Genomic DNA, 22,464 nt, shown 5'->3' with positions numbered 1-22,464 from the left:
ATCCCCAGCCCCAAGACCAGCCCGGAGACCACCCCATGAAGATCATCCCCCTCGGCCATGCCAGCCTGCGCATCAAGATCGAAGATCAGATTCTGCTGATTGACCCTTGGCTCGAAGGTAATCCCGCCTTCCCCGATGACCGCCGCGCCGACGCTCTGGACGGCGTCACCGCCATCTTCCTCACCCACGGCCATTTCGATCACGCCGCCGAGATCCAGGCGATTGCCGACGAGACCGGCGCTCATATCTATGCCATCGTCGAGCTTGCCTCGTGGATCAGCGAAACGCTCAAGGTAGAGGCGACCGGTTTCAACAAAGGCGGGACAATCACGCTGGGTGAGGTCAAAGTGACGATGGTCAACGCAACCCATTCCAGCTCCCTTCCGCTGTCAGACAAGCTGATCTATGCCGGGTCCGAGGCGGGCTATATGGTCTCAGGCGACGGCCACACGATCTACATCTCCGGCGACACGGATGTGATGGCCGACATGCAGGTCTTCAACGCGCTCCACGCGCCCGATATCGGGATCCTTTGCGCAGGCGGACATTTCACGATGGACATGCACCGCGCCGCCTTCGCCGCGCGCACGTTTTTCAACTTCAAGACGGTGATCCCCTATCACTACAAAACCTTTCCGGTTCTCGCACAATCGGCCGACGAGATGATCAAGCACCTGCCCGACGTTCAGGTCATAGAACCCGAACCGATGGTCGCAATCGAGATGTGAGGATGCCTCCGGCGGAAGTATTTATGCAAAGATGAAGCCGACAATTTGATTAAAATGCTGGCTTCTTTTGTCTCCAAATACCTCCGCCGGAGGCTCAAGCGGCCCTAGCCGCGCAGATTTTCGAAGAAGGTCTTCAATACGCGCTCGGCCTCATCAGACGCGATCCCGTCATAGACCTCCGGCGCGTGGTGGCATTGCGGATGGCTGAACACCCGCGCGCCATGGGCGACGCCACCGGATTTCGGATCGCTCGCCCCATAGTAAAGCCGCCTGATCCGCGCGAAAGAAATCGTTGCGGCGCACATGGGGCAAGGCTCCAGCGTCACGTACAGATCATGGCCGGGAAGCCGATCCGACCTGACGGCAGCGCAGGCAGCCCGTATCGCCAGCACTTCGGCATGTGCCGTCGGATCGTTCAGTTCCCGCGTCCGGTTACCCGCTTGCGCCACGACCGCCCCATCCGGAGCGACGACAACTGCGCCCACAGGCACCTCGCCGCGCTCTGCGGCCAAGCGCGCCTCGGCCAGTGCGGCCTTCATATGGCTGATAAACTCCATCCGTCTTCCCTGCCCCAGCCCACGCGCTCTGGCAAGCCTGTGCGAAACCCGATAAGGCCTGCGCATGAGCACTGAAACTCCAAAAGGCAGCCGTATCGCCAAGGTTCTGGCCCGCGCGGGCGTCGCCTCGCGCCGCGAAGCCGAGCGTATGATCGAAGCAGGCCGTGTGACCGTCGATGGCACCCAAATAGACAGCCCCGCGCTGAACGTGACCGAAAGCGCCGAGATCACCGTCGACGGCAAACCCATCGCGGCGCCCGAACCCGCCCGGCTTTGGCTCTACCACAAACCGACTGGCCTTGTAACAACAGCCCGCGATGAAAAGGGCCGCGAGACGGTGTTCGATGCGCTGCCCGACGACATGCCCCGCGTGATGAGCGTCGGACGGCTCGACATCAACTCCGAAGGTTTGCTGCTGCTGACCAACGATGGCGGGCTGAAACGCACGCTTGAGCTGCCCTCCACCGGCTGGCTCAGAAAATACCGCGTGCGTGTGAATGGCCGACCCAATGACACCACACTGGAGCCGCTCCGCCGCGGCATCACCATCGACGGCGAGAAATTCCAAGGCATGCAAGTGACCCTCGACCGCCAGCAAGGCGCAAACGCCTGGCTCACCATCGGCCTGCGCGAAGGCAAGAACCGCGAAATCCGCCGCGCGATGGAGGTCGTGGGCCTGCCCGTCAACCGCCTGCTGCGCGTCAGCTACGGCCCCTTCCGCTTGGGCGATCTGAAACAAGGCGCGGTTGAAGAGGTCAAAGGCCGGGTTCTGGCCGATCAGATGGGCTGGAACGACAAGCCCAAGCCCCAGCGCAAGCGCAAACCGCAACGCAGACGGAACGATCCGCGCTAAAATTCCCCCTTCTGGTATTCTTCCAAGCGCTTACATATAGTTTTGATGTTGGTGGGTTAAGTGCGACGAACTTCTGGCCGAGGGGGCCTTTATGTCAGCAACCGGACTGCAAAAATTGGCCTATGGGCTGCTCTTGGCGTTGATCGTCTATGTCTCCGTCGGCGGAGGCCTGTAAGCATGGCGCAACGCTTTGGCGGCAAATACAGCCCCGACGCGCCCGACAGCCCGTCGGAGTTTCGCGGCAAGACGCGCACCCGCGCCGGAGGCCGCGCAAATGTGCTTTTTTTCGTGCCGATCCCGCTGGCGATCCGTGCGTTCACGGGGGATGCGAGCCAACTTGCGCTGAACCTCATCGCCTTCGGCACGCTCATCCTCGCCGCTTGGCTGACCCGCGAAGGGCTCAAGGCACACGAAGCCTATGACGCCCGCAAAGTCGCCAAACGCCCTGCATTTCCTCGCAAAATCGCGGCCTCCCTGCTGACAGGTGGCGCGCTGTTCGTCGCCGGGTTCGCCTCTGGCGGCCTGGGCCTTGCCCCCATCGTGTTCGCTGTCGCGGGCACCGTCCTGCACAGCTTCGCTTTCGGTCTCGACCCGCTCAAAGATAAGGGCGTCGAGGGCATCGACGCCTTTCAGCAATCCCGCGTCGCCCGCGCCGTGGATGAGGCCGAAGATCATCTGAAGGCCATGAAAGACGCCATTCTGCGCGCGCAAGACCGCCAGATGGAATCCCGTGTCGCGCGCTTTGCCAACACCGTCCGCGATCTGGCCCGCACGGTCGAAGAAGACCCACGCGATCTGGCCGCCGCGCGCAAATATCTGGGCGTCTACCTGCTGGGCGCGCGCGACGCGACCGCCAAGTTCGCCGACATCTATGCCCGCACCCGCGACGCGCAGGCGAAAGCCGATTACGAGGCTCTGCTGACTGATCTTGAGCAGAACTTCGCCGCCCGAAACAAAACCATGTTGCTGGCCGACCGCAGCGATCTGGACATTGAAATCGACGTCCTGCGCGAGCGCCTCGCCCGCGAAGGTGTCAGAACTGAGTAACCAGGGAGCCCCAAAATGGATGAAAATGTGCGCAAAGAGGCCGAGAAAACCCTCGCCGCTGTGGAAGAGCTGAACGCGGTTGTCTTGCCGGAACCGACCCCGGCCACGGATATCGTGCCGATGGAGAAGGCCAACAAGACCCAGACCGCCGCCATCAAAAAGCGCATGGACGAGATTGATATGGAGAACACCCAGTCGATCATCTCCTTTGGCTCCGCCGCCCAGGCCGAATTGCAGCAGATCAGCCAGTCGATGCTGTCGGATGTGCGCAACAAGGACGTCGGGCCCGCCGGCGACAGCCTGCGTAACATCGTGACCACGATCCGTGGCTTTTCCATCTCTGAACTGGACGTCCGCCGCGAGCGCAGCTGGTGGGAAAAACTGCTGGGCCGCGCGGCCCCAATGGCGAAATTCGTCGCCAAGTTCGAGGACGTGCAAGACCAGATCGACCGCATCACCGATGAGCTGCTCAAGCACGAACACACGCTTCTTAAGGACATCAAATCGCTGGATGTGCTCTATGAAAAAACGCTGACCTTCTATGATGAACTGGCGCTTTATATCGCCGCCGGAGAAGAGAAGATCAAAGAACTGGATGCAACCGCGATCCCCAACAAAGAGCGTGAGGTTGAAGCCGCCTCCGAAGAAAACCAGGTCATGAAAGCGCAGGAACTGCGCGACCTGCGCGCCGCGCGTGACGATCTGGAGCGCCGCGTGCATGACCTGAAACTGACCCGTCAGGTGACGATGCAATCGCTCCCGTCGATCCGGCTGGTGCAGGAAAACGACAAGTCTCTCGTCACCAAGATCAACTCGACCCTCGTCAACACCGTCCCTCTTTGGGAAACCCAGCTGGCACAGGCCGTCACGATCCAGCGCTCCCGCGAGGCGGCGGAGGCCGTGCGCGGCGCCAATGACCTGACCAACGAATTGCTCACCGCCAACGCCAAGAACCTGCGCGAAGCAAACAAGGTCGTCCGCGAGGAAATGGAGCGCGGCGTCTTCGACATCGAAGCGGTCAAGACCGCCAACGCCGAACTGGTCGCCACCATCGAGGAATCGCTGCAGATCGCCGATGCGGGCAAGGCGCGCCGCGCCGAAGCCGAGGTTGAGCTGCAAAAGATGGAGACAGAGCTGCGCGACACACTCGCCGCCGCAAAGTCCCGCAAGACCGGCACAGGCGACACTATCGGCACAGCGGCTGGCTAAAGGCATGAGATCGGCACTCAAATGGATCGCAGGAACGGCCGCGCTTTTCGCACTTGTTGCCTGCGAGCCTGTGCCGCCCTCGCCCAAACCGCAGGCCCGTCCGCCCGGTCTGGCCGCCACTGCGCCCAAGCCCACGCCCGAACGCTCTGCCGAAAGTCTCCAGCTCGAGCGCTACTATACGCGGGTCGAAAATGACCTGCTGGTCCAAGGCCTTCTGCGTCAGGATGGCGGGGGCGCGGACACGCCTTTCAACAAACGCCAGCTGGTCGAAAACTTCACCCGCATCGCGATGTTCAACGAATATACCGAGCGCGCGAATGCACTGGCCCGCGTCGAAAGCGCATCCGTCTTGCGCCGCTGGTCCAAACCCATCGTCATGGCGGTCGAATTCGGCGCGAGTGTCCCCGAAGCCAAGCGCAAAGCCGACCGGGCCGAAATTCAGCGCTTTACCCAGCGCCTGTCACGGCTCACCGGCCTGCCCATTCGCCTGTCCAAACGCAACGCCAATTTCCACGTCCTGATCCTGCACGAAGATGAACGCCGCGCTTACGGCCCGCGCCTGCAACAGCTCGCGCCCGGCATCACCCGCTCTGCGCTGGATCGCATCGTGAACCTGCCACGCTCGACCTTCTGCGTGGCGCTTAGCCAGTCGGTGGGTCGCAACGAGGGCAGCTATGACCGCGCCCTTGCCGTGATCCGTGCCGAACATCCCGACATCCTGCGGACCGCCTGCCTGCACGAGGAAATCGCGCAAGCCCTTGGCTTGGCCAATGATAGCGCCGCCGCGCGCCCGTCGATCTTCAATGATGACGAAGAATTTGGTCGCCTGACCACCCATGACGAATTGCTGCTGCGCATCCTTTATGATCCGCGCATGAAAACAGGCATGACCGTCGATCAAGCGCGGCCCACAGCCGAAGTCATCGCCGCCGAATTGCTTGGGGGCCCCGCATGAGCGATCCTCTGGCCCAGCCCATGACCTTGCCTTGCGGCGCGGTGCTGCCCAACCGGCTTGTCAAAGCCGCCATGACCGAAGGTCTGGCAGCGGGCGACAATCACGCCAATCAGTGCTTTTCCACGCTCTATCGCCGTTGGGGGGCTGGCGGTGTCGGCCTGAATATCACCGGCAATGTCCATGTGGACCGCTGGCATCTGGAACGCCCCGCGAACCTTGCCATCGAGGATGCGCAATCCAACGCCGCGCTGGCGGCGCTTGCCGATATGGCAGCCGCCGGTAAAGAAAACGGCGCGCTGATCGTGATGCAGCTCAACCACGCAGGCCGCCAGACGCAAAAGGCCGTCAACCCGACACCCAAATCCGCCTCGGATGTTGGCCTGAAAATGGGCAATGGCCGTTTCGGCAAACCAACCCCGCTCAGCCTTGATGAGATCGCGCAAGTCAAGAAGCGCTTTCTCAACGCCGCCCGCATCGCGCAAAACGCAGGCTTTGACGGTGTGCAGGTGCACGCCGCCCATGGCTACCTGATGAGCCAGTTCCTCAGCCCGCTCTCCAACCGGCGCACCGATGCCTATGGCGGCTCTCTTGAGAACCGCGCCCGCCTTCTGGTTGAGGTGGTTGCCGAGATCCGCGCCGCCTGCGCCGCGCCCTTCATCGTCTCGGTCAAGCTGAACTCCGCCGACTTTCAAAAGGGCGGCTTTTCCGAAGATGACAGCGTTCAGGTTGCCAAATGGATCGAAGACGCAGGCTGCGATTTCTTGGAAGTCTCGGGCGGGAACTACGAACAGCCCCGCATGTTCGACTTTGAACGCAAGGACCCGAAGGCCGAGGAAAAGCGCGCCAGCACCTTGGCCCGCGAAGCCTATTTCCTTGATTTCGTTCCGAAACTCCGCGCCGCCACCACGATACCCCTGATGGTGACCGGTGGCTTTCGCTCCCGCGCGGCGATGGAAAGCGCACTCGGCGATGGCGTCGATCTGATCGGGCTGGGCCGCCCGCTGATCCTAAGACCTGACGGTGCCGCCGACCTGCTGTCGGGTACGAAAGACCGGCTCGACAGCCGCGATGATGATCTCAATATCGGGCGCGGGCTTTTCGGCCCGACCTCTCCCATCTCATTCCTGCGCGATCTGAATGCCTGGGCCGGTGTCGGCTGGTATTTTGAACATATCTACAGCCTCGCAGACGGCAAAGATCCCGATACCGACCTCAGCCCGTTCAAGGCGCTCATTGCCTATGACCGCACTGAAAATCGCGCTGCCAAAGCGTTGAAACGATAGCAAAGAAGGACCATTCCCATGGGCATTTTCGATTTCCTCAGCGGAGAGTTCATCGACGTCATCCACTGGACCGACAACACGCGCGACACCATGGTGTGGCGGTTTGAACGCGAAGGCCACGAGATCAAATACGGTGCCAAGCTGACCGTGCGCGAAGGCCAAGCCGCCGTTTTCGTGCATGAAGGCCAACTGGCCGATGTCTTCACCCCCGGTCTCTATATGCTTGAGACCAACAACATGCCGATCCTGACGACGCTGAACCATTGGGATCACGGCTTCCGCAGCCCCTTCAAGTCCGAGATTTACTACGTCAACACGACGCGCTTCAACGATCTGAAATGGGGCACCAAAAACCCGATCATGTGCCGTGACCCGGAATTCGGACCGGTCCGCCTGCGCGCCTTCGGCACCTATAGCGTCCGTGTCACCGACCCTGCGAAGTTCCTGATCGAAATTGTCGGCACCGATGGTAAATTCACCATGGACGAGATCAGCTACCAGATCCGCAACATCATCGTGCAGGCCTTCTCGCGCCTGATCGCGGGCTCTGGCATCCCTGTGCTCGACATGGCCGCCAACACCGCCGAGCTGGGCAAAGCGCTGGCCGAAAAAATCTCCGAACAGATCGCCGAATACGGGCTGACCCTGCCTGAACTCTACATCGAAAACATCTCTCTGCCCGCCTCCGTCGAAGCCGCCCTCGACAAACGCACCTCTGCGGGCATTGCTGGCGATCTGGGCCGCTTCACCCAATATTCCGCGGCCGAAGCCATGACCGAAGCCGCCAAGAACCCAAATGGCGGCGGCGGCATGGGCGCGGGCCTCGGCATGGGGATGGGCATCGCGATGGCTGGCCAGATGCAGCCCCAGATGGCCCCGCCACCGCCGCCCGTCGAACATGTCTGGCACATCGCCGAGAACGGCCAGACCAAAGGCCCCTTCTCCAAAGCCCGCATGGGCCAGATGGCCCAGGACGGCACGCTCACCCGCGACACCCATGTGTGGACCGCAGGGCAAGACGGCTGGAAAACCGCCGACGAGGTCGCTGAACTCGCGCAACTTTTCACCATCCTCCCCCCGCCACCACCCGGAGCCTGATTGGTTTCATTTTGGAACAAATATCCGCGCCGAAGGCTTCCTGACGCATGCAAGTCGTCCCAACATCCGTCCAAGATCACCGTTTTCCCTGCGATCAATGCGGGGCTGACTTCCGCTTTGCCGCCGGGGAAAACACGTTGATCTGCGATCATTGCGGCAACACCCAGCAAATCGTCGAACCCTCCGGCACAGCCGCGATCCAGGAGCTTGATTTCCGCGCCGCCCTAGAGGCCCGCCTTCCCGAGGCCGAGATCGAGGAAACCCGCGTTCTCGCCTGTCCCAATTGCGGCGCGCAGACCGAATTTGATGCCGACACCCACGCCAAGGAATGCCCGTTCTGCGCCACCCCCGTCGTGACCGACACCGGCACACATCGCCACATCAAACCCAAGGCCGTGCTGCCCTTTCAGCTGGATGAACGCGCCGCCAAGGCCGCGATGAACGGCTGGCTCGGCAGCCTCTGGTTCGCCCCGAACGGGCTGAAAGACTACGCTCGCAAGGGCCGCAAGATGCAAGGCATCTACGTGCCCTACTGGACCTATGACGCAGGCACAGCCTCGCGCTATTCCGGCCAGCGCGGCGATGATTACTACGTTACCAGAAAAGTCCGTATCGACGGCAAAATGCGCACCCGCCAAGAACGTCGGACCCGCTGGTCCGCCGCCTCAGGCCGCGTGTCGCGCTTCTTTGATGACGTGCTGGTACTGGCCTCAAAGTCCTTGCCCAAACGCTTCACCGACGCACTGCAACCGTGGGATCTAAGCTATCTGGAACCCTACCTGCCCGAATTCCTCGCAGGCTTCCGCGCCGAAGGCTACACGGTCGAACTGTCCGACGGTTTCACAGAGGCCCGCCATTACATGGACCGCATCATCGAACGCGACGTGCGCATGGATATCGGCGGCGACCGCCAGCGCGTCCACAATATCGACACGCAGCTCAGCGATGTGACCTTCAAGCATATCCTGCTGCCCGTCTGGCTGGCCGCCTACAAATACCGCGGCGAGACCTACCGCTTCGTCGTCAACGGCCAAACCGGGCGCGTGCAAGGCGAACGTCCCTATTCCGCATGGAAAATCGCCTTCGCCGTGATCGTTGGAGCTATCGTTGCAGGCGCCGCGGGCTACGCCATCGCCATCAACCAATAGGCCTTCATCTTTGTAAAAATACTCCCGCCGGAGGCGTCCCTAATGGGGGGGATCGGAATGAATTGGAATGGTGAGCACGTTCTAAATTGGAATGCATGAAAGGGCTCATCTCTGAAAGGCCTTTGTTTATGGGCGATCCGACAAACGCGGGCAAAATTGGCCGATTAGCAAGAGCGGCACGCTTTATTTTAGAATATCGCCGCTTGATGCCGCAAGTCACCAAACGCGGCATCAACTATGGCCATTCATGCATTGATGCGACCACACGCCCAATGATCTCAAAATTGGCCTCATCCAATGGGAGATCGAGCTCGCGCGGTGGGTAAACCTTATTGGCGCTGATCAATGAGATGCTATCCTTGCCCGTCCTCTGGACGTGCTTGACCACCAGCTCATCCCATATACGCACCACGTATGTGCTGCCATCGGATGGCATTGCCTGGGCGCGATCCACCAAAATCAGATCACCATCGACCAGCTTGGGCTCCATGCTGTCACCCTTGACGCGCACAATGTGGAGCATCTTGGGGTCAAGGCCCTTGCCTTTGATCCAGCTCTCTTGAAACGCATAATGCGTAATCTCCAGAGGATCAGAGACGAAAGAGCCGCCATTACCAGCGCTTGCGGAAACGGTGTATTTCGGAACCGTCACAAATGACGGCGAGTTCGCCGTGTTGGTTTCGGAACCAATCTTACCCTCAAAGAGCTCATTGAGGTCCACTCCGTAAACAGTCCGCAGCGCTCCTAAGACTTCGTGATCGGCTCTCTGCTTTCCCGTTTCAATATGGCGAATTTTGTCAGGCGACACCCCAAGCGGCTCGGCAAATGCTTCGCGAGATAGCCCCATATTTCTCCTAATTTGGGAAATATTATCATTAAATTCAGTCATTTATCCAAAAATTGCCCATAATGGTCAATACTCCCCTTGCATAAGGTGTAACTATTGGTCATATTCTGACTTATGCCACCACGGCACAATCGAGACATGAGGCAAGATATGGCACTTTCTGACAATATGTTCCAGCCTGGAGTGATCCTGCATGAGGTCATTGCTGGCGTTTTGAAGGCAAAGGGCACCAGCTTTGATGCATGGTGCCAAGACAATGAAATCAATCGCAGCAGTGCGCGCCAAGCCACCTATGGTCAATCTGGCGGGGATCGCGGCAAAGCAATCCTCTCGCGCTTGATTAACGATGCTGGCCGCGATGTCGTAGCGCTCAGCTACCGCGCCCGCATTGAGGCAGAGGCCAAGCGCCTCTCTGAGGTCGCGGCATGACCCACCTGACCCAACAAAAACAATTCGAGTGCGCTCAGCGCGCCACGGCGGAGGAGGCCCTCAAAGGCCTGTCAGATAAAGAGAAGGCCAACTTTGCGCTGGCTCTGTTGATGAAGATCACAGACCCCGACGCGGCGGCGGTGCTGCGCTTTGCGGGTAATCAGCTCACCGAGCTCTCCAACATCCTGATGCGGGAAGCGTTTGAGCGGGAGTGCGGATGATGAGCCACGTTCCTGACCACATTCAAAGCGCGGCTTTTGAGGCGCATATGGAGGCCAAGGAGTGCCTTGAGCGATCCTTAGGCCGTGTGCCCACCCATGAGGAGATACTCCTCGCCCTGGCCGAGGCCTTTGGCGATATGATGGGCATCTATGCTGGCGCGGGCGCTCAGCCTCACCAGATAGATGCGATCAACCGGATCGCCCAGCGGGCCTATACCAGCATGCTCTCCAAGATCATGGCGCATGGTTGCGAGGGCTCAGCATGAGGGCCGGTTTTGAGATCAAGCAATCGGGCCGCAACCTGCGTGTGATGCGCAACGGTGTTTGCGTTTATGGCCCCGTCACGCATCGGGCTGATGCTGAAAACATGCGGGATAAGCTGGAGCGCACTGATGGTCACAAGCGCCGCAAATGCATGACGTGCGCCGACCCATTCATGAGCGAGGGAGCGCACAACCGCATGTGTAATCCCTGCCGCACTCGCACCAGCGCTGACACGGGTTCCTATAGTTTTGCCCCTCGCGCATCCCGCCGATCAATTTCGCGATAGGAGGCTCCGATGCCTGCCAACACACGCCCAATCCTTCACCCTAAAGTGAAAATTGACATAGCTGATGGTGCGCGTGACGCCGTGCATGAGGACCTTTCAGACCTCATCCAAGAGCATGCGCTTCCAATAGAAGTGGCGGGACTGCTCTCATCGGCGTTGGCCCGTGAGTTGGCTGGATGCATCTTGTCTGGCGTAAGTCTCGCTGAGGTTCAGGAAATCTATCGTGAGCTTGGTCGGGAAGTTGACCTCTATGTCGAGCGCATCGCAGCTTTTGGAGCTGAGTAGGCATGGGCAAAGTTTCAAATGACTTCGATGCGGATTGCGCTCAGATAGCCGCTGAAAATGTAATTGCGTTAGCCGAGGATCAAGAACCGACTAACGCAACTACTAACGCAAATCTAACGCAAGATGATTTATGGATCACAACTGCTGAATTGCAAGAGTTGTCCGGCTTGCCGTTGCGCACCATCCAATACGCTTTTCAAGTGAAGCGCCTTGGCGGATTTCCACTTCTCATAAAGGGCGTCAAATCGAATGTCGGGCGGGGCGGAAAGACCTTCTTGGCATTTGTGGATCAGTTGCCCCACGAGCTCAAAGAGACATGGTATCTCCAGCGCGGCATCAAACTGCATGAAAAGGTTGATCCCATCACGGGCAAAACCGTCATGGTGCCTGACCAGAAATATCAGCCGGACGCTAAGTATCAAAAGGCGCTGTCGATAGCGCGGTGGCGTTTGGATGTGATCCAGCCTGCGCTCAATCATGCCAGCGGTTCGCCAGAGCGCGCCGCCGCCGTGAGCGAGATTGCTGGTGTGGCGCGCCTTTTGCCTAGCGGCAAACGCAAAAAGCTCACCACCGCCACAGTATACAACTGGATCAAAGCTTATGAGGCTGAGGGGCTAAGTGGCCTGATCCGCAAGACGCGCGCCGATACGGGCGCAAAGCGGAAAACGGTGAGCCGTGCATGGGACGCTTTTTTTGAGCGCCATATTGATGAGACCACTCATGCGAGGGTGAGTGATGAGCTCACTGCGCACATCCAATCACTTTGGGCCTCTGGCGAGCGCGGCTGGCGCACAATCACTGAGAAATCCACCACCAAGCTGATCGAGATCAGTCGCGACCTAAAAGTGATCGACTTTGAAGCCTTGCCGCTGGGTAGGTCTGGCGACAAGGCCAGCACCAAGACGCAATTTGGCGTGTGCTGTGTCAGCCGCCGCCTTGTGGAGCGTGACCGCGATCTCAAGCTGATAGCGATCCAGGACAAAGATAACGCGGTGTTCCAAGACTATTATGTCCCGTCGATACGCCGCAACTATAACAGTCTCTTGCCGCGCCAGATTGTCGTGGGTGACGTCCACCCCGTGGACATCATGATGCGCCGCGAGGATGGCACAGTGGTCTATCCCAAGGCGATTGCTTGGTATGATGTGGCCACCAACGAAATTCATATGACGTTTGCACTATTGGAGCCTGGTGAGGGCATCCGGCGCGAGCATGTGGCCCAGAGCTTTGAGGCGATGGTCGATGAGTGGGGGCTTCCGCAACTGCTCTACCTCGACAACGGATCAGAATATTCTTGGGATGATATGATTGATGGCTTCACCGAGCTCTCTCAGGTCTCCAAGGGTGGCATGAAAGTCGCTGATCTCGACGGTGATCCAGAGGTCAACAAGCGCGTGATGGAGCAAGGCAAAGCCATTGTGCGCTCGCTCCCCTACAACGCGAAAGGCAAGCCAGGCATCGAGGGTGCCTTTGGTAACATCGAGCAAGTTTTCTTCGCCACAATCGAAGGCTGGACCGCTGGCGACCGCATGAACAAAAAGACCCACGCGAAGGGCAAAGACCCAATAGCGTTCAAGGGCAACGCGCGTGACTTCCTGGAGATCGCTGGCAAGGCTCTGGAGTGGTATCACAAGCGGCCTCAGCAAGGTGCCAAAATGCGCGGCAAAAGCCCCAACGAGGCTTTGCGCGGGTTCATCAAAAATGGCTGGGGCAAGGCTGTCTTGTCTAGCCCTGAGGTCATGGCTCTGGCGTTCTCCAATGAAGTCCAGCGCACACCGGATCGCGGGCGGATCAGCTATACGCCGCGCCGTGGCGAGACCATGTATTTCTATGCGGATGAGCTCTTAGGGATTGATCACGAAATCACTGTCAAAGTGCCAGCGTTCAATCCTGAATTTGTGTTCTGCTTGGTCGATGGTGAGATCATTTGCCAAGCCTTCCCTGAGAAAACCTATGGGGTGCTCGATAGTGAGGGTGCCTATGAGCTCAATCGACGCAAAAAGGCATTCCGCCGCCAGATCGCCGAAAAGCGCAAGCATGTGGCCCTCCTCAGCCTCACCGAGGAAACCGAGCGCCACATCGCCCACATGCCCGATGCACCAGAGGCCCCAGTCAACGCGATTGTGGACGCTGGGATCATCGACCGCATGGCCCGCATGCAAGGGGAGAGCCGCAAGGCGCTCTTGGATGAGGCCGAAAACAAGAAACCCAAAGGCCCAGTCGAGCAATGGAAAACAGGCCCCAATGAGGTCCTGGCTGGGTTCCAATTTGCAGAGGATGAGGAATGAGCGATTTCATTAAGACCGCCCAGGCCGAGCAAGCGTTTGAGATGTGTCAAACCGTGCTCAAGGCTCGGCCATATAGCAAGATCGGCCAGATCACCGGCGATCCAGGCACCGGCAAATCCACCCTGACCAACTGGCTCGCGGATGAGTTTGAAGGGGTGCGGGTCGAGTGCTGGATGGACATGGGTGACAAGGCCCTCCTGGAGGAGATCGCAATGGGCTTAAACGCGCGCGGAGCAAGCCTCGATGTGAGCGGCACCGCGCCCACCTTGTTCCGCAAGATCAAGGGCGAGTGCGCTGGCAAGCTGATCATCATCGATGAGGCCAATCAGCTCAAATGGGCCACCCTCGAAAAGCTGCGCGGCCTGTCTGACATCGGTGGCGCGGGTCTAATCCTGGCGGGCACTGACATCTTGGCCAAGCGCCTGATCGAGGCGCGGGTGCGGGTGTATCTTGCCCAGCTTCGCCAGCGGATCGGGGCCAAAAAGGTGCTGATGAAACCCATCACCGATGATGTCGAGCTCGCCGCCTATGTGATCGCGCCACGCTTTGGCCAGGTCACCAAAGGCACCGCCAAGCGGTTCCGCATCCTGACCCAGGGCCAGTGGCGCTCAGCGCTTGAGCTGGCCGATGCATGCGAGCGCCTGATGGCCAATGAGAGCCTCACCAAGATCGATGAGCGCGTGGTCGAGACCGCCGCCGCATGGATGGCGGGGAGGAGCTGATGATGGCCTTTCCTGAAAACGTCCAAGAGCTGATCTCGGTTGCCGCAACCTATGCTCTCGATGGCGCACCCTTCACCGCCGCTGATCGGCTCCACAAGGCCGCTGATGCGCTCAAGATGAGCGCTATCGCGGCGGGCTATCCGATCCCAACGGCCATGCAAGCCAAGCTCAAGCCGCTCGATGCTGATCTCGCCCACCTTCTGGAGACCCTGGAGATGGATGAGGAGCTCAATGCTGATTTCGATTGCGGTGATGGCGCGATGAGCCTTGAGGCCAGCCGCCTTGTGACCACCGTGCGCCGCCTGGCGCGTGAGGCGGGATATGCCCTGCCAGAAACCGTGGGAGGCGCATCATGAGCCTATCCTCGATCACCTATGACCTGTCGGCCAGTGGTGGCCCAGAGAGCATCACCGCTGAGGAGCTCACGCGCATGGCGGTGCGCGCCAAGAGCAAGGTGAAGGCAACCGCGCGAGGCTGGAGCATGCTGAGCCAGCATGAGGTCCTCGCCCTCGCATGGTTTGCCGATCTCCTCTTGGAGGATGGCGAGCTTGTTGCGCCCCCTCCAGCCAAACCAGAGCCCGCCGTTATCTCCAACGTCTAACTAAAGGAAAGACAATGCAAAACGATGAAATCCCAAAGGGTTATATGAAGAACGCCGAGGGCGCTCTGATGCCCATCAACAAGGTGAAGCCCGCCCATATCCAAGAGGATAAGACGGTGCGCCGCCTGATCGATCAGGCCAAGGCCGTGAGCGCCCAGCTTGCCAAGTTCAAGGCCGATGCGATGGGCGATGCCCAGGCATTCCGCGCCATGATCGCCGATCAATACGGTGCCACCAAAGGCGGTGCCAAGGGCAACATGACCCTGCGCTCCTATGACGGTGAGATGATGGTCCAGGTCCAAGTCTCTGAGACCATCGATTTCGGTGTCGAGCTGCAAGCGGCCAAAGAGCTGATCGATGAGTGCATCGCCAAGTGGTCCAAGGGCTCCAATAACAACATCAAGGTGCTGGTGAATGACGCTTTCCGCGTCAACAAAGAGCGCAACATCGACACGGGCCGAGTGCTCGGCCTTCGCCGCCTGGAGATCGATGATCCGATCTGGGCCAAGGCGATGGATGCGATCTCTGATGCCGTTCGAGTGACCGGATCGCGCAGCTACATCCGCTTCTATGAAACCGATCTTGAGGGTGGCCGCAAGGCGATCCCTCTGGACCTGGCATCGGTCTAACCGAGCCACAACCCAACGGCCAAAACGGCCACAACACAAGGTAAGAAACCATGACAAAAGCAGACCTTTTGAAAGCCATCTCAGCCGATGCCGGTGAAACCGCCGCAACCGTTGATGCGGTCCTGACATCCCTGGCCAACGTCACATCCAAGGCGCTCGGCGAGGGTGAGGATGTGACTATCCCAGGCTTACTCAAGCTCGACACCAAAGAACGCGCCGCCCGCAAGGGCCGCAACCCCAAGACTGGTGAGGAGATCGACATCGCCGCCAAGACTGTTGTTTCGGTGAAGGTCCTCAAGGGCCTGGCTGATCACGTCGCCTAACCAGTCGCCACCGCGCCGATCCTCCCTCAGCGCGGTGGCACCATCGAGGAGAAACGGAATGTCAGAGATCAAGATCACAACCTCAGGAGAGCTCCACCTAGATGGTGATGTCGTGGGGCGGATCGAGTGGCTCAAGCCCTACGTCGAGAGCGATGTGGCGGGCATATTTAGCCAGGATGATCCCTTTGTGAATGAGTGGGGCGAGCGGAATGATTGCACAGCGTGTGAGGAGAAAGTCGAGCTCCTGGCGGCGCTGGAGAATGCAGTCACGGTCAAGCTCAAGCGCACCCTAGCCGGTGTCCGTAAAGAGGCCTTGAGCGAGGACGGTGTTTTGATCGCAAGTCTCGATGCGGTCGATGCGCTCATCGATGAGTTGGATTTCGAGACATGACCCCGCAACACGTCACCATCACCGAGATCGCCAAGGTCTCAGGCCTCACCCGCAAGCATGTGCGCCGCATGGCCTATCGCGCCACCCAGGGGCGCTCTTGGTGCGGTGCTGACATGCGCTTGATCACTCCCGCAAAAGGTGATTGGTCGGTCGAATTTGCAACCCTGCCAGCGCACATCCGCGAGGCTTTCGTGATGGTGGACCAAGAGGAGCTCCCGCTCCCAGGGATCGCCTGAGCACAAATTAAATTGGAATGGCGCTGAGCTCGCCATTGATGAGGACTTGATATGAGCAACCCAAAGACATCGCCACAGCGCCGCAATAGCGATCTGGCCATGATCCACATCGGAGCTAAGCGGCTCTTTGGTGATGTCTCAAAAGGGGGCGATGGCCGCGAGGCCTATGAGGATTGGCTGGAGCGCCACACTGGCAAACGCTCGGCGGGCAAGCTGACCACCGGCCAGCGCATCGATCTGATAAAGATGATGCGCAAGGATGGCCTGATCCCTGATCGATCCATTGGCGGCAAAGGCCCCACGGCCAATGGCGAGGAGCGCCCCACATCATCCCAGTGGGCCAAGATCGCGGCGCTTGGCCGTGCAATGGGTTGGGCGCAAGGCCTGGAGGATGAGCGCTTGCGGTCCTTTGTGAAGCGCACCGCCAAGGTGAGCTCCACAAAGTTCCTGAGCCGGACCCAAGCGAGCAAGGTGATCATGGGGCTGGAGGTATGGGTGGCCGAGCGCCAGGACACCAATGAGGGGGGCGGCAATGCAGTGTCCTAAATGCGGTGGCCGCGCCTACGTCTATGCGACCAAGCCAGCCGGAACCCTCAAGCAACGCTATCGCCAATGCCGCATATGCGGCCATCGCTTCTCCACCTGGGAGGAGATCGAGGATCGAGAATTGCGCGGATATGAGAGCTCGAAAAAGGCACCTGCGCCCGATCTCTTTGAAACCGCTGACACCTCGAAAGCCAGTTAAAATGGTGGCGAGAGGCAAGGGCCGTGTAGCGGCACCCGCTGCACAACCCTTGGCGGGGATCGGGCACAATGGCGCGCCTGATGATGACGCGCTCACCCTCGATGATCTGGCCGTGCGCCTCTTTGAGGTGATTGGCCCGCGCGCTGATCTGGAGATTGAGCCCTTTGAATGTGGTGCGCCCTGGACCGCCCATGCGACCGAGGAGGAGCTCAAGCGCCTCGGCACCCTCCAGGCCCGCATCATCCGCCGCGAGCAAGCGCTCAAAGAGCTCAAGGCCGAGCGCAAGCGGATCATGAATAGAAACATCCGGCGCATGCGCCGAGCTGATGGCAAAGAGTAGGAAACCCCATGAAACACCTCCCCAACGCGGTCAAAATAGCTGAGGCGCTCAAGCCTCTTGGCACCGGCCAACTGCCCCAAGAAATCCTCAGCCTCAGAGAGGATGGCAACCTGATCGGCATCGTGGTCGAGGTCGAGGGCATCGATTTCATCCTGACCATGCAAGAGGTGCCGCACCAGAGAAAGCGGCCCACCGTTCAATAGCCCGCCCCATCTCGGCCCGATCTGGCCGATCTGGAATTGAGCTGGCCTTCCAGAGACTTCCACAGACTTCCAAACGAAAGGACCAATCATGACCAACCTTGAGCAACACCTGACACGGCAAATGGCATTCAGCCGCGCCACTTATGGCCCTGGAGAGCGCCGCAAAGGGGTGTGCGATCACATCCGCAAAGAGATCGAGAAAGAAATCCTCAAGGATGGGGTGGATGCCGCTGATGCCGCGACCGAGTTTGTCGATCTGGTCCTCCTGTCCCTGGATGGCTTGTGGCGCGCGCTTGAGGCCTCAGGCGTTGAATGGGAGCGCATCCCATATGTTGCCACGCAAATGATCACCGCCAAGCAAGGCCGCAATGAGCAACGGGTCTGGCCCGACTGGCGCACGATGAGCGCTGACAAAGCCATCGAGCATGATCGCACGGTGCCAGAGGTGATCTCATGAGCCTGGCTGAGGATGCAATCAAAAGCGCCGCCACGCGCCGCCTAGCGCGCTCGGTGGTGATCAAGGATGCCGAGGCCTATGAGCGCCTCTATGGCGAGCTCCAGACGGGCATGACCAATGCCTGGTCTGATGCCATGCGCAAGGGCATAGCCGCCGCCCTGGACCGTCTGAGAGACCTTGGGCCAGGCAAGTTCACCCGCGAGGATGGTGATGCCATCATGCGCGTCCTGGAGGCCTCGGTGGGGCCTGAGGCGATTGCCGCCGCCATGCGTGAGCCGGTGATAAACTTGACGGATGCGCTATTCCGCACGGGCGCTGAGGAGGTTGGCCAGGCGGCGGGTGTTGCCATCGCCTTTGCCCGCCCCGATCTCGATGCCCTCGATGTGCTCAAGACTGGCAACCTCTATTGGGTGGGCAATAGCTGGAACATCCGCACCCAGACCACCATTGCCAAAATCCTTGAGGACTATTTCACCGAGGGCATGACCCGCGAGGGGCTGACCCAGCGTTTTGCCGAGGACTTTGCGGGCATGACCGATAGGAGCCGCGTCTATTGGGAGATGCTCGCCGATCACACCGCCACCAAAACGCGCGAGATCGGGCGGGTGTCTGGCTATGAGCGGGCGGGCATCGAGCGTGTCAAGGTCCGCGCCCAGATAGATGAGGGCACCACCGAGATATGCCGCCAGATGCACGGTCGGATCATCGAGGTCACCAAGATGCGCGCCCAAGCAAGCGAGTATCTGGACGCCATGAGCAAGCGCGATGAGCGCCGTGCCAAGGCCGCATGGGCCATGAATAGCGATGATGATGTGGACCTGAGTGAGATCGCTGATGAAAACCTGCCCAGCGACATCGCAAGCCCGCCCTATCACTTCCGGTGCCGCACCATCACGGTGGCATTTTTCGGGTGAGGCTTAGCATTGAAGGCTTGGCGAGCGCCAAGTAGAGTGCATCACGCACAGTTTAGGGGAACAAAATGAAACGATTTATCATAGCAGTGTGCGCATCATTATCGCTGTCAGCATGCAACCTTTGGGTGGAGGCAGACCTTTTCACCTCGGACCTGTTAAAGGTCTATGAAACAGGTGAGGCGCTGACGACGCCAATGGTGCTGGCTTTCGAGATCAGCAGCGCCAGTCAGTGCGAGGCGTCCATCGAGGGGCTTACGCCTGCCTTGACTGCCGCATATGGTCAAGCCGAAAGCCTTGGGTGCGATAAGCGCGGATTTAGCGACGTTGCAAACTTCCGAGTGCCTGCGGAGGTTGTTCACGAGATCGCAAACCAAAGCTCCGATAGCGATCAGCCTATCTATATTGGTGTTTATTCTGATGATCCTGGGTTGATTGTGGTCGGCATCTTTCAGAATGGGGACGGTATCCGTGCCTTTGAGGCTGCGATACCTGAGGAGCTCACACAGTTCGCGCGCAATGAAATCCGACCCTTGCTCAGCGCCAGCCTTCAAAACGATCTGCCCGATGCCATGAAACTGCGGCTGTCGAGCGTCTTTGCAAATGGCTCGGCCATTCCTGTTCTGGCGTCGGAGGACTTCGATTTGGAGCGCCGTGGTCAGGTCGATATCGTGCTTTCCGATGTGTCAAACGCTTCGCTTTCGGAGGGCTTTAGCCACGCACTGATCGGGACGATTGTGATGCCATAGTCTAGATTTTCAGATCGGTGGCGCTTTCTTTTAGCGGGATCTGATGCGGGGTAGGAAGGCCCTGATTTACAAGGCAAAAAGGGCGGGCTCTGATTTCAGGCCCGCCCTTTTCATTTGTCCACTTTGCCATCCAGCTTGCCCTCGATGCGGGCCAGTGTGCGCTCGATCCGCCCCATGCTCTCCTCATGGTGCTCTTTCTGGAGCTCTTGTTTTGTCTCCAGGATCGCCACGCGCCCCTTGAGGTGGAACCATTGCGCCACCAGGCCAATCGCCATGCCACCCCATGTGAGGATGTCTTTGAGGTTCACTTCCATCAAGAAACCCCCTGAATGATGCGCCGCGCATGCCATCGCACCGCGCCGAGGCGCACGGCCCAGAACATTGCAAGCCGCCAAAAACGAGGTATTCCTAAGACGCCAAGCGCCTCATAGAATACCTGATCGCAATACCGGCGTGAGTGTCGGCCACTCTCCAACATCCAGTCATGCAGCGCAGCCGCTTGGATGTAGTCTGGGTGAGCCATCGGCACCAGCATCCGAAACGGCAAGGGCACTGATGCGCCATCGAATACGAAAGAGCCAGGCACCTTGATCACCTCGGTGGGGTTTTCCAGATCGCCCACGGCATATTCAAAACCGATCCAGATTTTCCAGCGAGGCCTTTGCATGCCAGGAGGCAAGACGCGCCGCCAGCCAGATGGCTTGCCTTGCACGGCGGTCACGATGAGAGGTTGTGTAAAACTCGACATCACACGCCCGCCCCTCTGATTTTGGATAGCTCAGCGCGCCGCTCGGCGCTCGCAATCGTGTGGAGGTTGCAAAGCTCAGTCGAGTAAAGACCCGCCGCGCATGCCCGCGCTACAGTCTCATCGATCCGGTTTTGGTCCTCGATGGTTTCACCTTGCGCCCCTGGGAGCGCATCGCCGATCACGCGATCAACGCCCTCGACACTGGCCGGTTGCAAAGTCGAACACCCCGCCAGCGTCAATGCAGCGCTCAAAAATAGAGCTTGCTTGGTCAGCCGCATCTCCTGCCTCCTGATTTTGTTTCATGACATCGACCTGGGCGCTCTCGCGGCCAAGCCCGTAAATGCTAACGGCAATGGCAAAGATCGCCACCGCCGCCAGCCCGATCAGCATGATCCGCGCGCGCATTACGCGACCCCACGCAAGCAAAGCTCAGTCTCCTCGGTGCGGCGATTGACCAGCCCGCGCACTACGCGCCCGCCAGCCTTGTTCCACCATCCGAGTGCCGTGCATGCCCCGGCGATGCTGCCCTCATTTAAGCGGCGCACGGCGGTGCTCTTTGAGGTGCCTGACACCCCCACGTTATAGGCTAGGCTAGTGAATGCCACGTCACGCGGGATGGGGAGCCGGTTTGCGAGAGTTTGGGCGGTAAAGGCGGGCCGCAATCGGTCGCGATAGGAGATGATCTCGCGGGCAAGCATCTCATCGCACTCGGTTTTGGTGTAACTGTCACCCAAGCGCACCCCCTTGGTCTCGCCATAGCAGACCGTAGGGACGCCCACGATGTCGAGATAGGCCTCCAAACGGAGGCCCTCCCAACGCCCGACAAAGGGCACCGCGATCTCCAGAAACGCGGCATCGCTGGCCACGGTGGTGGCTGGTGCTGATGCCGGTGTTGCGATCTCGGCCGCCACGCTCGGCGCGCTGGTGCCGGTCACCGCATTGGTGAGGCTGGTGCCGTGTTGCATGGCCAGCACCGCGACCAGGCCAAGGGCCATCATGCCCACAATCCAGGGCGAGCTTGTCTTGGTGCGGTCGATGCCCTGATCCCAAAGCCGCCCGATGATGCCATAGATCAGGAGCGCCACACCCAGCACCCACCAGATACGGGGATTGGTATCGATCTCAAAGCCCCAAAAGAGCACCTCAGGCAAGAGGAGGCAAAAGAGGCTGGCGTAAAAGGCCCACATGCTATGCGCGGTTTTGGCCACTGATTTCCAATTCGCGATAAGTTTCATCGGTCATTCCTTTCGAGGTTTGGGGCTTAGCCGGTTTGCAGATCGCTCAGGACAAAGGCCTGGAGCTGGAGGATGTGTTGCGACCACTCGCGCATTTTGGATGGCGCATTGGCGGTGAATGCGTAGCGGCGCAAACGCCAGGCCAGAAAGTGGATCACCAGCTCGCCCTCATCGCGATCCGCGAGGGTCTCGATGCTCTCAGGATCGACCTTGCCATCCTCAGCGCTGATGCCCACCTTACTCAGGAGGATCGCGGTGATCTTGGCTCCTTGATGCACGGCGCAGTCAAACACGGCCACGGCCAGCTTGGGCGGCATGGCCTCGCATGCCAAAGCATCCCAGAGCTCACCGGCGTTTGGTGCCGTGCCCCCACTGGCATGGCCGCTCATCGAGAATTGCACGGCTTGGTCAAAGACGGTGGGGATCGGTTGCGCTTGCTCCTGGTCACCGCTTGTTTGCGGATCGCCAGCGCCTTGCGTCTCTCCAGCACCGGCTTGCGCATGGGCGTTGGTGTCGCCTTGGGTCATGGTTTGGGTTTGCGCCTCAGCGGTGGCCGTGGTGGCCGGTTGCGTTGCGGTTTCAGTGGCTTGCGCCTTTGCCTCAGCCGCCTTTTTGGCGGCGGCTTTCTTCTGGGCTTGGGTCTGTTTTGCCATGTGAGTTTCTCCTTTGGCTGGGT

34 protein-coding genes are annotated in these 22,464 nt (G+C 59.6%); 27 read left to right on the top strand and 7 right to left on the bottom strand.

The window, feature by feature from the left end:
- Nucleotides 1-35: 35 nt before the first annotated feature.
- Nucleotides 36-728: a metal-dependent hydrolase gene (locus KUW67_RS13290; RefSeq protein WP_224825807.1), complete on the top strand. Its 693-nt coding sequence runs from the start codon at nucleotides 36-38 to the stop codon at nucleotides 726-728.
- A gap of 104 nt (nucleotides 729-832) precedes the next feature.
- On the opposite strand, the gene KUW67_RS13285 is transcribed toward KUW67_RS13290, so the two are convergent.
- Nucleotides 833-1,285 (bottom strand): nucleoside deaminase, encoded by a 453-nt coding sequence (locus tag KUW67_RS13285; RefSeq protein ID WP_224825806.1) that lies wholly within the window; start codon nucleotides 1,283-1,285, stop codon nucleotides 833-835.
- Between the two features lie 64 nt (nucleotides 1,286-1,349).
- Here KUW67_RS13285 and KUW67_RS13280 point away from each other — a divergent pair, with 64 nt between their 5' ends.
- The 7 genes from KUW67_RS13280 to KUW67_RS13250 all read left to right on the top strand — a co-directional run bounded on the left by KUW67_RS13280 (nucleotide 1,350) and on the right by KUW67_RS13250 (nucleotide 8,878).
- On the top strand, nucleotides 1,350-2,138 hold the full coding sequence (locus KUW67_RS13280; RefSeq protein WP_224825805.1) for a pseudouridine synthase: 789 nt from the start codon (nucleotides 1,350-1,352) through the stop codon (nucleotides 2,136-2,138).
- A 177-nt stretch (nucleotides 2,139-2,315) separates the two neighbouring features.
- A complete protein-coding gene (locus KUW67_RS13275; RefSeq protein WP_224825804.1) occupies nucleotides 2,316-3,185 on the top strand; it encodes a 5-bromo-4-chloroindolyl phosphate hydrolysis family protein in 870 nt (289 codons plus the stop codon).
- A 15-nt stretch (nucleotides 3,186-3,200) separates the two neighbouring features.
- Nucleotides 3,201-4,394 (top strand): toxic anion resistance protein, encoded by a 1,194-nt coding sequence (locus KUW67_RS13270; RefSeq protein ID WP_224825803.1) that lies wholly within the window; start codon nucleotides 3,201-3,203, stop codon nucleotides 4,392-4,394.
- 4 nt (nucleotides 4,395-4,398) lie between these two features.
- Complete coding sequence (locus tag KUW67_RS13265; protein WP_224825802.1) at nucleotides 4,399-5,349, top strand: DUF2927 domain-containing protein; 951 nt, start codon at nucleotides 4,399-4,401, stop codon at nucleotides 5,347-5,349.
- Complete coding sequence (locus tag KUW67_RS13260) at nucleotides 5,346-6,632, top strand: NADH:flavin oxidoreductase/NADH oxidase family protein (RefSeq protein ID WP_224825801.1); 1,287 nt, start codon at nucleotides 5,346-5,348, stop codon at nucleotides 6,630-6,632. Before KUW67_RS13265 ends, KUW67_RS13260 begins: the two co-directional genes overlap by 4 nt.
- A gap of 18 nt (nucleotides 6,633-6,650) precedes the next feature.
- Nucleotides 6,651-7,730, top strand: a complete 1,080-nt coding sequence (locus tag KUW67_RS13255; protein ID WP_224825800.1) for an SPFH domain-containing protein — start codon at nucleotides 6,651-6,653, stop codon at nucleotides 7,728-7,730.
- Nucleotides 7,731-7,777: 47 nt separating this feature from the next.
- Nucleotides 7,778-8,878, top strand: coding sequence for a TFIIB-type zinc finger domain-containing protein (locus KUW67_RS13250; protein ID WP_224825799.1), 1,101 nt, complete (start codon nucleotides 7,778-7,780; stop codon nucleotides 8,876-8,878).
- A gap of 235 nt (nucleotides 8,879-9,113) precedes the next feature.
- Here KUW67_RS13250 and KUW67_RS13245 read toward each other — a convergent pair whose 3' ends face one another.
- The gene (locus KUW67_RS13245) at nucleotides 9,114-9,767 is read right to left on the bottom strand and encodes a S24 family peptidase (RefSeq protein WP_224825798.1); all 654 of its coding nucleotides are present in this window, start codon (nucleotides 9,765-9,767) and stop codon (nucleotides 9,114-9,116) included.
- A gap of 108 nt (nucleotides 9,768-9,875) precedes the next feature.
- Between KUW67_RS13245 and KUW67_RS13240 the strand changes: the two genes are divergently transcribed.
- From KUW67_RS13240 to KUW67_RS13150, 19 genes are all read left to right on the top strand, one after another.
- Complete coding sequence (locus KUW67_RS13240) at nucleotides 9,876-10,154, top strand: hypothetical protein (RefSeq protein WP_224825797.1); 279 nt, start codon at nucleotides 9,876-9,878, stop codon at nucleotides 10,152-10,154.
- Complete coding sequence (locus tag KUW67_RS13235) at nucleotides 10,151-10,375, top strand: hypothetical protein (RefSeq protein WP_224825796.1); 225 nt, start codon at nucleotides 10,151-10,153, stop codon at nucleotides 10,373-10,375. The genes KUW67_RS13240 and KUW67_RS13235 overlap by 4 nt, the downstream gene beginning before the upstream one ends.
- A complete protein-coding gene (locus tag KUW67_RS13230; protein WP_224825795.1) occupies nucleotides 10,375-10,641 on the top strand; it encodes a hypothetical protein in 267 nt (88 codons plus the stop codon). Before KUW67_RS13235 ends, KUW67_RS13230 begins: the two co-directional genes overlap by 1 nt.
- 293 nt (nucleotides 10,642-10,934) lie before the next feature.
- Entirely contained in the window at nucleotides 10,935-11,210 is a 276-nt protein-coding gene (locus tag KUW67_RS13225) for a hypothetical protein (protein ID WP_224825794.1), read from the top strand.
- A 167-nt stretch (nucleotides 11,211-11,377) separates the two neighbouring features.
- Nucleotides 11,378-13,498 (top strand): helix-turn-helix domain-containing protein, encoded by a 2,121-nt coding sequence (locus tag KUW67_RS13220; protein WP_224825793.1) that lies wholly within the window; start codon nucleotides 11,378-11,380, stop codon nucleotides 13,496-13,498.
- Nucleotides 13,495-14,220, top strand: a complete 726-nt coding sequence (locus KUW67_RS13215) for an ATP-binding protein (protein ID WP_224825792.1) — start codon at nucleotides 13,495-13,497, stop codon at nucleotides 14,218-14,220. Before KUW67_RS13220 ends, KUW67_RS13215 begins: the two co-directional genes overlap by 4 nt.
- 2 nt (nucleotides 14,221-14,222) lie before the next feature.
- Nucleotides 14,223-14,576, top strand: coding sequence for a hypothetical protein (locus KUW67_RS13210; protein WP_224825791.1), 354 nt, complete (start codon nucleotides 14,223-14,225; stop codon nucleotides 14,574-14,576).
- Nucleotides 14,573-14,821: a hypothetical protein gene (locus KUW67_RS13205; protein ID WP_224825790.1), complete on the top strand. Its 249-nt coding sequence runs from the start codon at nucleotides 14,573-14,575 to the stop codon at nucleotides 14,819-14,821. Before KUW67_RS13210 ends, KUW67_RS13205 begins: the two co-directional genes overlap by 4 nt.
- 14 nt (nucleotides 14,822-14,835) lie before the next feature.
- Nucleotides 14,836-15,450, top strand: coding sequence for a DUF3164 family protein (locus tag KUW67_RS13200; RefSeq protein ID WP_224825789.1), 615 nt, complete (start codon nucleotides 14,836-14,838; stop codon nucleotides 15,448-15,450).
- Nucleotides 15,451-15,500: 50 nt separating this feature from the next.
- A complete protein-coding gene (locus KUW67_RS13195; protein WP_102856333.1) occupies nucleotides 15,501-15,773 on the top strand; it encodes an HU family DNA-binding protein in 273 nt (90 codons plus the stop codon).
- A gap of 58 nt (nucleotides 15,774-15,831) precedes the next feature.
- Nucleotides 15,832-16,164: a hypothetical protein gene (locus tag KUW67_RS13190; RefSeq protein WP_224825788.1), complete on the top strand. Its 333-nt coding sequence runs from the start codon at nucleotides 15,832-15,834 to the stop codon at nucleotides 16,162-16,164.
- Entirely contained in the window at nucleotides 16,161-16,400 is a 240-nt protein-coding gene (locus KUW67_RS13185) for a hypothetical protein (RefSeq protein WP_224825787.1), read from the top strand. The genes KUW67_RS13190 and KUW67_RS13185 overlap by 4 nt, the downstream gene beginning before the upstream one ends.
- A 51-nt stretch (nucleotides 16,401-16,451) precedes the next feature.
- Complete coding sequence (locus KUW67_RS13180) at nucleotides 16,452-16,946, top strand: regulatory protein GemA (protein ID WP_224825786.1); 495 nt, start codon at nucleotides 16,452-16,454, stop codon at nucleotides 16,944-16,946.
- Entirely contained in the window at nucleotides 16,933-17,145 is a 213-nt protein-coding gene (locus tag KUW67_RS13175; RefSeq protein ID WP_158525036.1) for an ogr/Delta-like zinc finger family protein, read from the top strand. The genes KUW67_RS13180 and KUW67_RS13175 overlap by 14 nt, the downstream gene beginning before the upstream one ends.
- Nucleotide 17,146: 1 nt before the next feature.
- Nucleotides 17,147-17,485: a hypothetical protein gene (locus KUW67_RS13170; protein ID WP_224825785.1), complete on the top strand. Its 339-nt coding sequence runs from the start codon at nucleotides 17,147-17,149 to the stop codon at nucleotides 17,483-17,485.
- An 8-nt stretch (nucleotides 17,486-17,493) separates the two neighbouring features.
- Complete coding sequence (locus KUW67_RS13165) at nucleotides 17,494-17,688, top strand: hypothetical protein (protein WP_224825784.1); 195 nt, start codon at nucleotides 17,494-17,496, stop codon at nucleotides 17,686-17,688.
- 88 nt (nucleotides 17,689-17,776) lie between these two features.
- Nucleotides 17,777-18,145: a dATP/dGTP pyrophosphohydrolase domain-containing protein gene (locus KUW67_RS13160; protein WP_224825783.1), complete on the top strand. Its 369-nt coding sequence runs from the start codon at nucleotides 17,777-17,779 to the stop codon at nucleotides 18,143-18,145.
- Nucleotides 18,142-19,059, top strand: a complete 918-nt coding sequence (locus KUW67_RS13155) for a hypothetical protein (RefSeq protein ID WP_224825782.1) — start codon at nucleotides 18,142-18,144, stop codon at nucleotides 19,057-19,059. Before KUW67_RS13160 ends, KUW67_RS13155 begins: the two co-directional genes overlap by 4 nt.
- Nucleotides 19,060-19,184: 125 nt before the next feature.
- Complete coding sequence (locus KUW67_RS13150) at nucleotides 19,185-19,805, top strand: hypothetical protein (protein ID WP_224825781.1); 621 nt, start codon at nucleotides 19,185-19,187, stop codon at nucleotides 19,803-19,805.
- Between the two features lie 110 nt (nucleotides 19,806-19,915).
- Here the strand turns inward: KUW67_RS13150 and KUW67_RS13145 are convergent, their stop codons facing one another.
- From KUW67_RS13145 to KUW67_RS13125, 5 genes are all read right to left on the bottom strand, one after another.
- Nucleotides 19,916-20,119 carry a hypothetical protein gene (locus KUW67_RS13145; RefSeq protein ID WP_224825780.1) on the bottom strand — a complete coding sequence of 68 codons (204 nt, stop codon included), beginning with the start codon at nucleotides 20,117-20,119 and terminating at the stop codon, nucleotides 19,916-19,918.
- Complete coding sequence (locus KUW67_RS13140; protein WP_224825779.1) at nucleotides 20,119-20,553, bottom strand: DUF1353 domain-containing protein; 435 nt, start codon at nucleotides 20,551-20,553, stop codon at nucleotides 20,119-20,121. The genes KUW67_RS13145 and KUW67_RS13140 overlap by 1 nt, the downstream gene beginning before the upstream one ends.
- A gap of 186 nt (nucleotides 20,554-20,739) precedes the next feature.
- Nucleotides 20,740-20,958, bottom strand: a complete 219-nt coding sequence (locus tag KUW67_RS13135; RefSeq protein ID WP_224825778.1) for a hypothetical protein — start codon at nucleotides 20,956-20,958, stop codon at nucleotides 20,740-20,742.
- Nucleotides 20,958-21,788: a lysozyme gene (locus KUW67_RS13130; RefSeq protein WP_224825777.1), complete on the bottom strand. Its 831-nt coding sequence runs from the start codon at nucleotides 21,786-21,788 to the stop codon at nucleotides 20,958-20,960. The genes KUW67_RS13135 and KUW67_RS13130 overlap by 1 nt, the downstream gene beginning before the upstream one ends.
- 26 nt (nucleotides 21,789-21,814) lie before the next feature.
- Nucleotides 21,815-22,441 (bottom strand): hypothetical protein, encoded by a 627-nt coding sequence (locus tag KUW67_RS13125; protein WP_224825776.1) that lies wholly within the window; start codon nucleotides 22,439-22,441, stop codon nucleotides 21,815-21,817.
- Nucleotides 22,442-22,464 lie beyond the last annotated feature (23 nt).

Origin of the sequence: Cognatishimia sp. MH4019, assembly GCF_020177595.1 — a bacterium.
GTDB lineage: Bacteria > Pseudomonadota > Alphaproteobacteria > Rhodobacterales > Rhodobacteraceae > JAHTBL01.
This window is presented reverse-complemented; position numbering and strand designations above follow the sequence as displayed.

Coding starts and splice junctions, on each gene's coding strand:
- KUW67_RS13290 (WP_224825807.1), top strand. CDS start 36: ATGAAGATCATCCCCCTCGGCCATGCCAGCCTGCGCATCAAGATCGAA.
- KUW67_RS13285 (WP_224825806.1), bottom strand. CDS start 1,285: ATGGAGTTTATCAGCCATATGAAGGCCGCACTGGCCGAGGCGCGCTTG.
- KUW67_RS13280 (WP_224825805.1), top strand. CDS start 1,350: ATGAGCACTGAAACTCCAAAAGGCAGCCGTATCGCCAAGGTTCTGGCC.
- KUW67_RS13275 (WP_224825804.1), top strand. CDS start 2,316: ATGGCGCAACGCTTTGGCGGCAAATACAGCCCCGACGCGCCCGACAGC.
- KUW67_RS13270 (WP_224825803.1), top strand. CDS start 3,201: ATGGATGAAAATGTGCGCAAAGAGGCCGAGAAAACCCTCGCCGCTGTG.
- KUW67_RS13265 (WP_224825802.1), top strand. CDS start 4,399: ATGAGATCGGCACTCAAATGGATCGCAGGAACGGCCGCGCTTTTCGCA.
- KUW67_RS13260 (WP_224825801.1), top strand. CDS start 5,346: ATGAGCGATCCTCTGGCCCAGCCCATGACCTTGCCTTGCGGCGCGGTG.
- KUW67_RS13255 (WP_224825800.1), top strand. CDS start 6,651: ATGGGCATTTTCGATTTCCTCAGCGGAGAGTTCATCGACGTCATCCAC.
- KUW67_RS13250 (WP_224825799.1), top strand. CDS start 7,778: ATGCAAGTCGTCCCAACATCCGTCCAAGATCACCGTTTTCCCTGCGAT.
- KUW67_RS13245 (WP_224825798.1), bottom strand. CDS start 9,767: ATGACTGAATTTAATGATAATATTTCCCAAATTAGGAGAAATATGGGG.
- KUW67_RS13240 (WP_224825797.1), top strand. CDS start 9,876: ATGGCACTTTCTGACAATATGTTCCAGCCTGGAGTGATCCTGCATGAG.
- KUW67_RS13235 (WP_224825796.1), top strand. CDS start 10,151: ATGACCCACCTGACCCAACAAAAACAATTCGAGTGCGCTCAGCGCGCC.
- KUW67_RS13230 (WP_224825795.1), top strand. CDS start 10,375: ATGAGCCACGTTCCTGACCACATTCAAAGCGCGGCTTTTGAGGCGCAT.
- KUW67_RS13225 (WP_224825794.1), top strand. CDS start 10,935: ATGCCTGCCAACACACGCCCAATCCTTCACCCTAAAGTGAAAATTGAC.
- KUW67_RS13215 (WP_224825792.1), top strand. CDS start 13,495: ATGAGCGATTTCATTAAGACCGCCCAGGCCGAGCAAGCGTTTGAGATG.
- KUW67_RS13210 (WP_224825791.1), top strand. CDS start 14,223: ATGGCCTTTCCTGAAAACGTCCAAGAGCTGATCTCGGTTGCCGCAACC.
- KUW67_RS13205 (WP_224825790.1), top strand. CDS start 14,573: ATGAGCCTATCCTCGATCACCTATGACCTGTCGGCCAGTGGTGGCCCA.
- KUW67_RS13200 (WP_224825789.1), top strand. CDS start 14,836: ATGCAAAACGATGAAATCCCAAAGGGTTATATGAAGAACGCCGAGGGC.
- KUW67_RS13195 (WP_102856333.1), top strand. CDS start 15,501: ATGACAAAAGCAGACCTTTTGAAAGCCATCTCAGCCGATGCCGGTGAA.
- KUW67_RS13190 (WP_224825788.1), top strand. CDS start 15,832: ATGTCAGAGATCAAGATCACAACCTCAGGAGAGCTCCACCTAGATGGT.
- KUW67_RS13185 (WP_224825787.1), top strand. CDS start 16,161: ATGACCCCGCAACACGTCACCATCACCGAGATCGCCAAGGTCTCAGGC.
- KUW67_RS13180 (WP_224825786.1), top strand. CDS start 16,452: ATGAGCAACCCAAAGACATCGCCACAGCGCCGCAATAGCGATCTGGCC.
- KUW67_RS13175 (WP_158525036.1), top strand. CDS start 16,933: ATGCAGTGTCCTAAATGCGGTGGCCGCGCCTACGTCTATGCGACCAAG.
- KUW67_RS13170 (WP_224825785.1), top strand. CDS start 17,147: ATGGTGGCGAGAGGCAAGGGCCGTGTAGCGGCACCCGCTGCACAACCC.
- KUW67_RS13165 (WP_224825784.1), top strand. CDS start 17,494: ATGAAACACCTCCCCAACGCGGTCAAAATAGCTGAGGCGCTCAAGCCT.
- KUW67_RS13160 (WP_224825783.1), top strand. CDS start 17,777: ATGACCAACCTTGAGCAACACCTGACACGGCAAATGGCATTCAGCCGC.
- KUW67_RS13155 (WP_224825782.1), top strand. CDS start 18,142: ATGAGCCTGGCTGAGGATGCAATCAAAAGCGCCGCCACGCGCCGCCTA.
- KUW67_RS13145 (WP_224825780.1), bottom strand. CDS start 20,119: ATGGAAGTGAACCTCAAAGACATCCTCACATGGGGTGGCATGGCGATT.
- KUW67_RS13140 (WP_224825779.1), bottom strand. CDS start 20,553: ATGTCGAGTTTTACACAACCTCTCATCGTGACCGCCGTGCAAGGCAAG.
- KUW67_RS13135 (WP_224825778.1), bottom strand. CDS start 20,958: ATGCGCGCGCGGATCATGCTGATCGGGCTGGCGGCGGTGGCGATCTTT.
- KUW67_RS13130 (WP_224825777.1), bottom strand. CDS start 21,788: ATGAAACTTATCGCGAATTGGAAATCAGTGGCCAAAACCGCGCATAGC.
- KUW67_RS13125 (WP_224825776.1), bottom strand. CDS start 22,441: ATGGCAAAACAGACCCAAGCCCAGAAGAAAGCCGCCGCCAAAAAGGCG.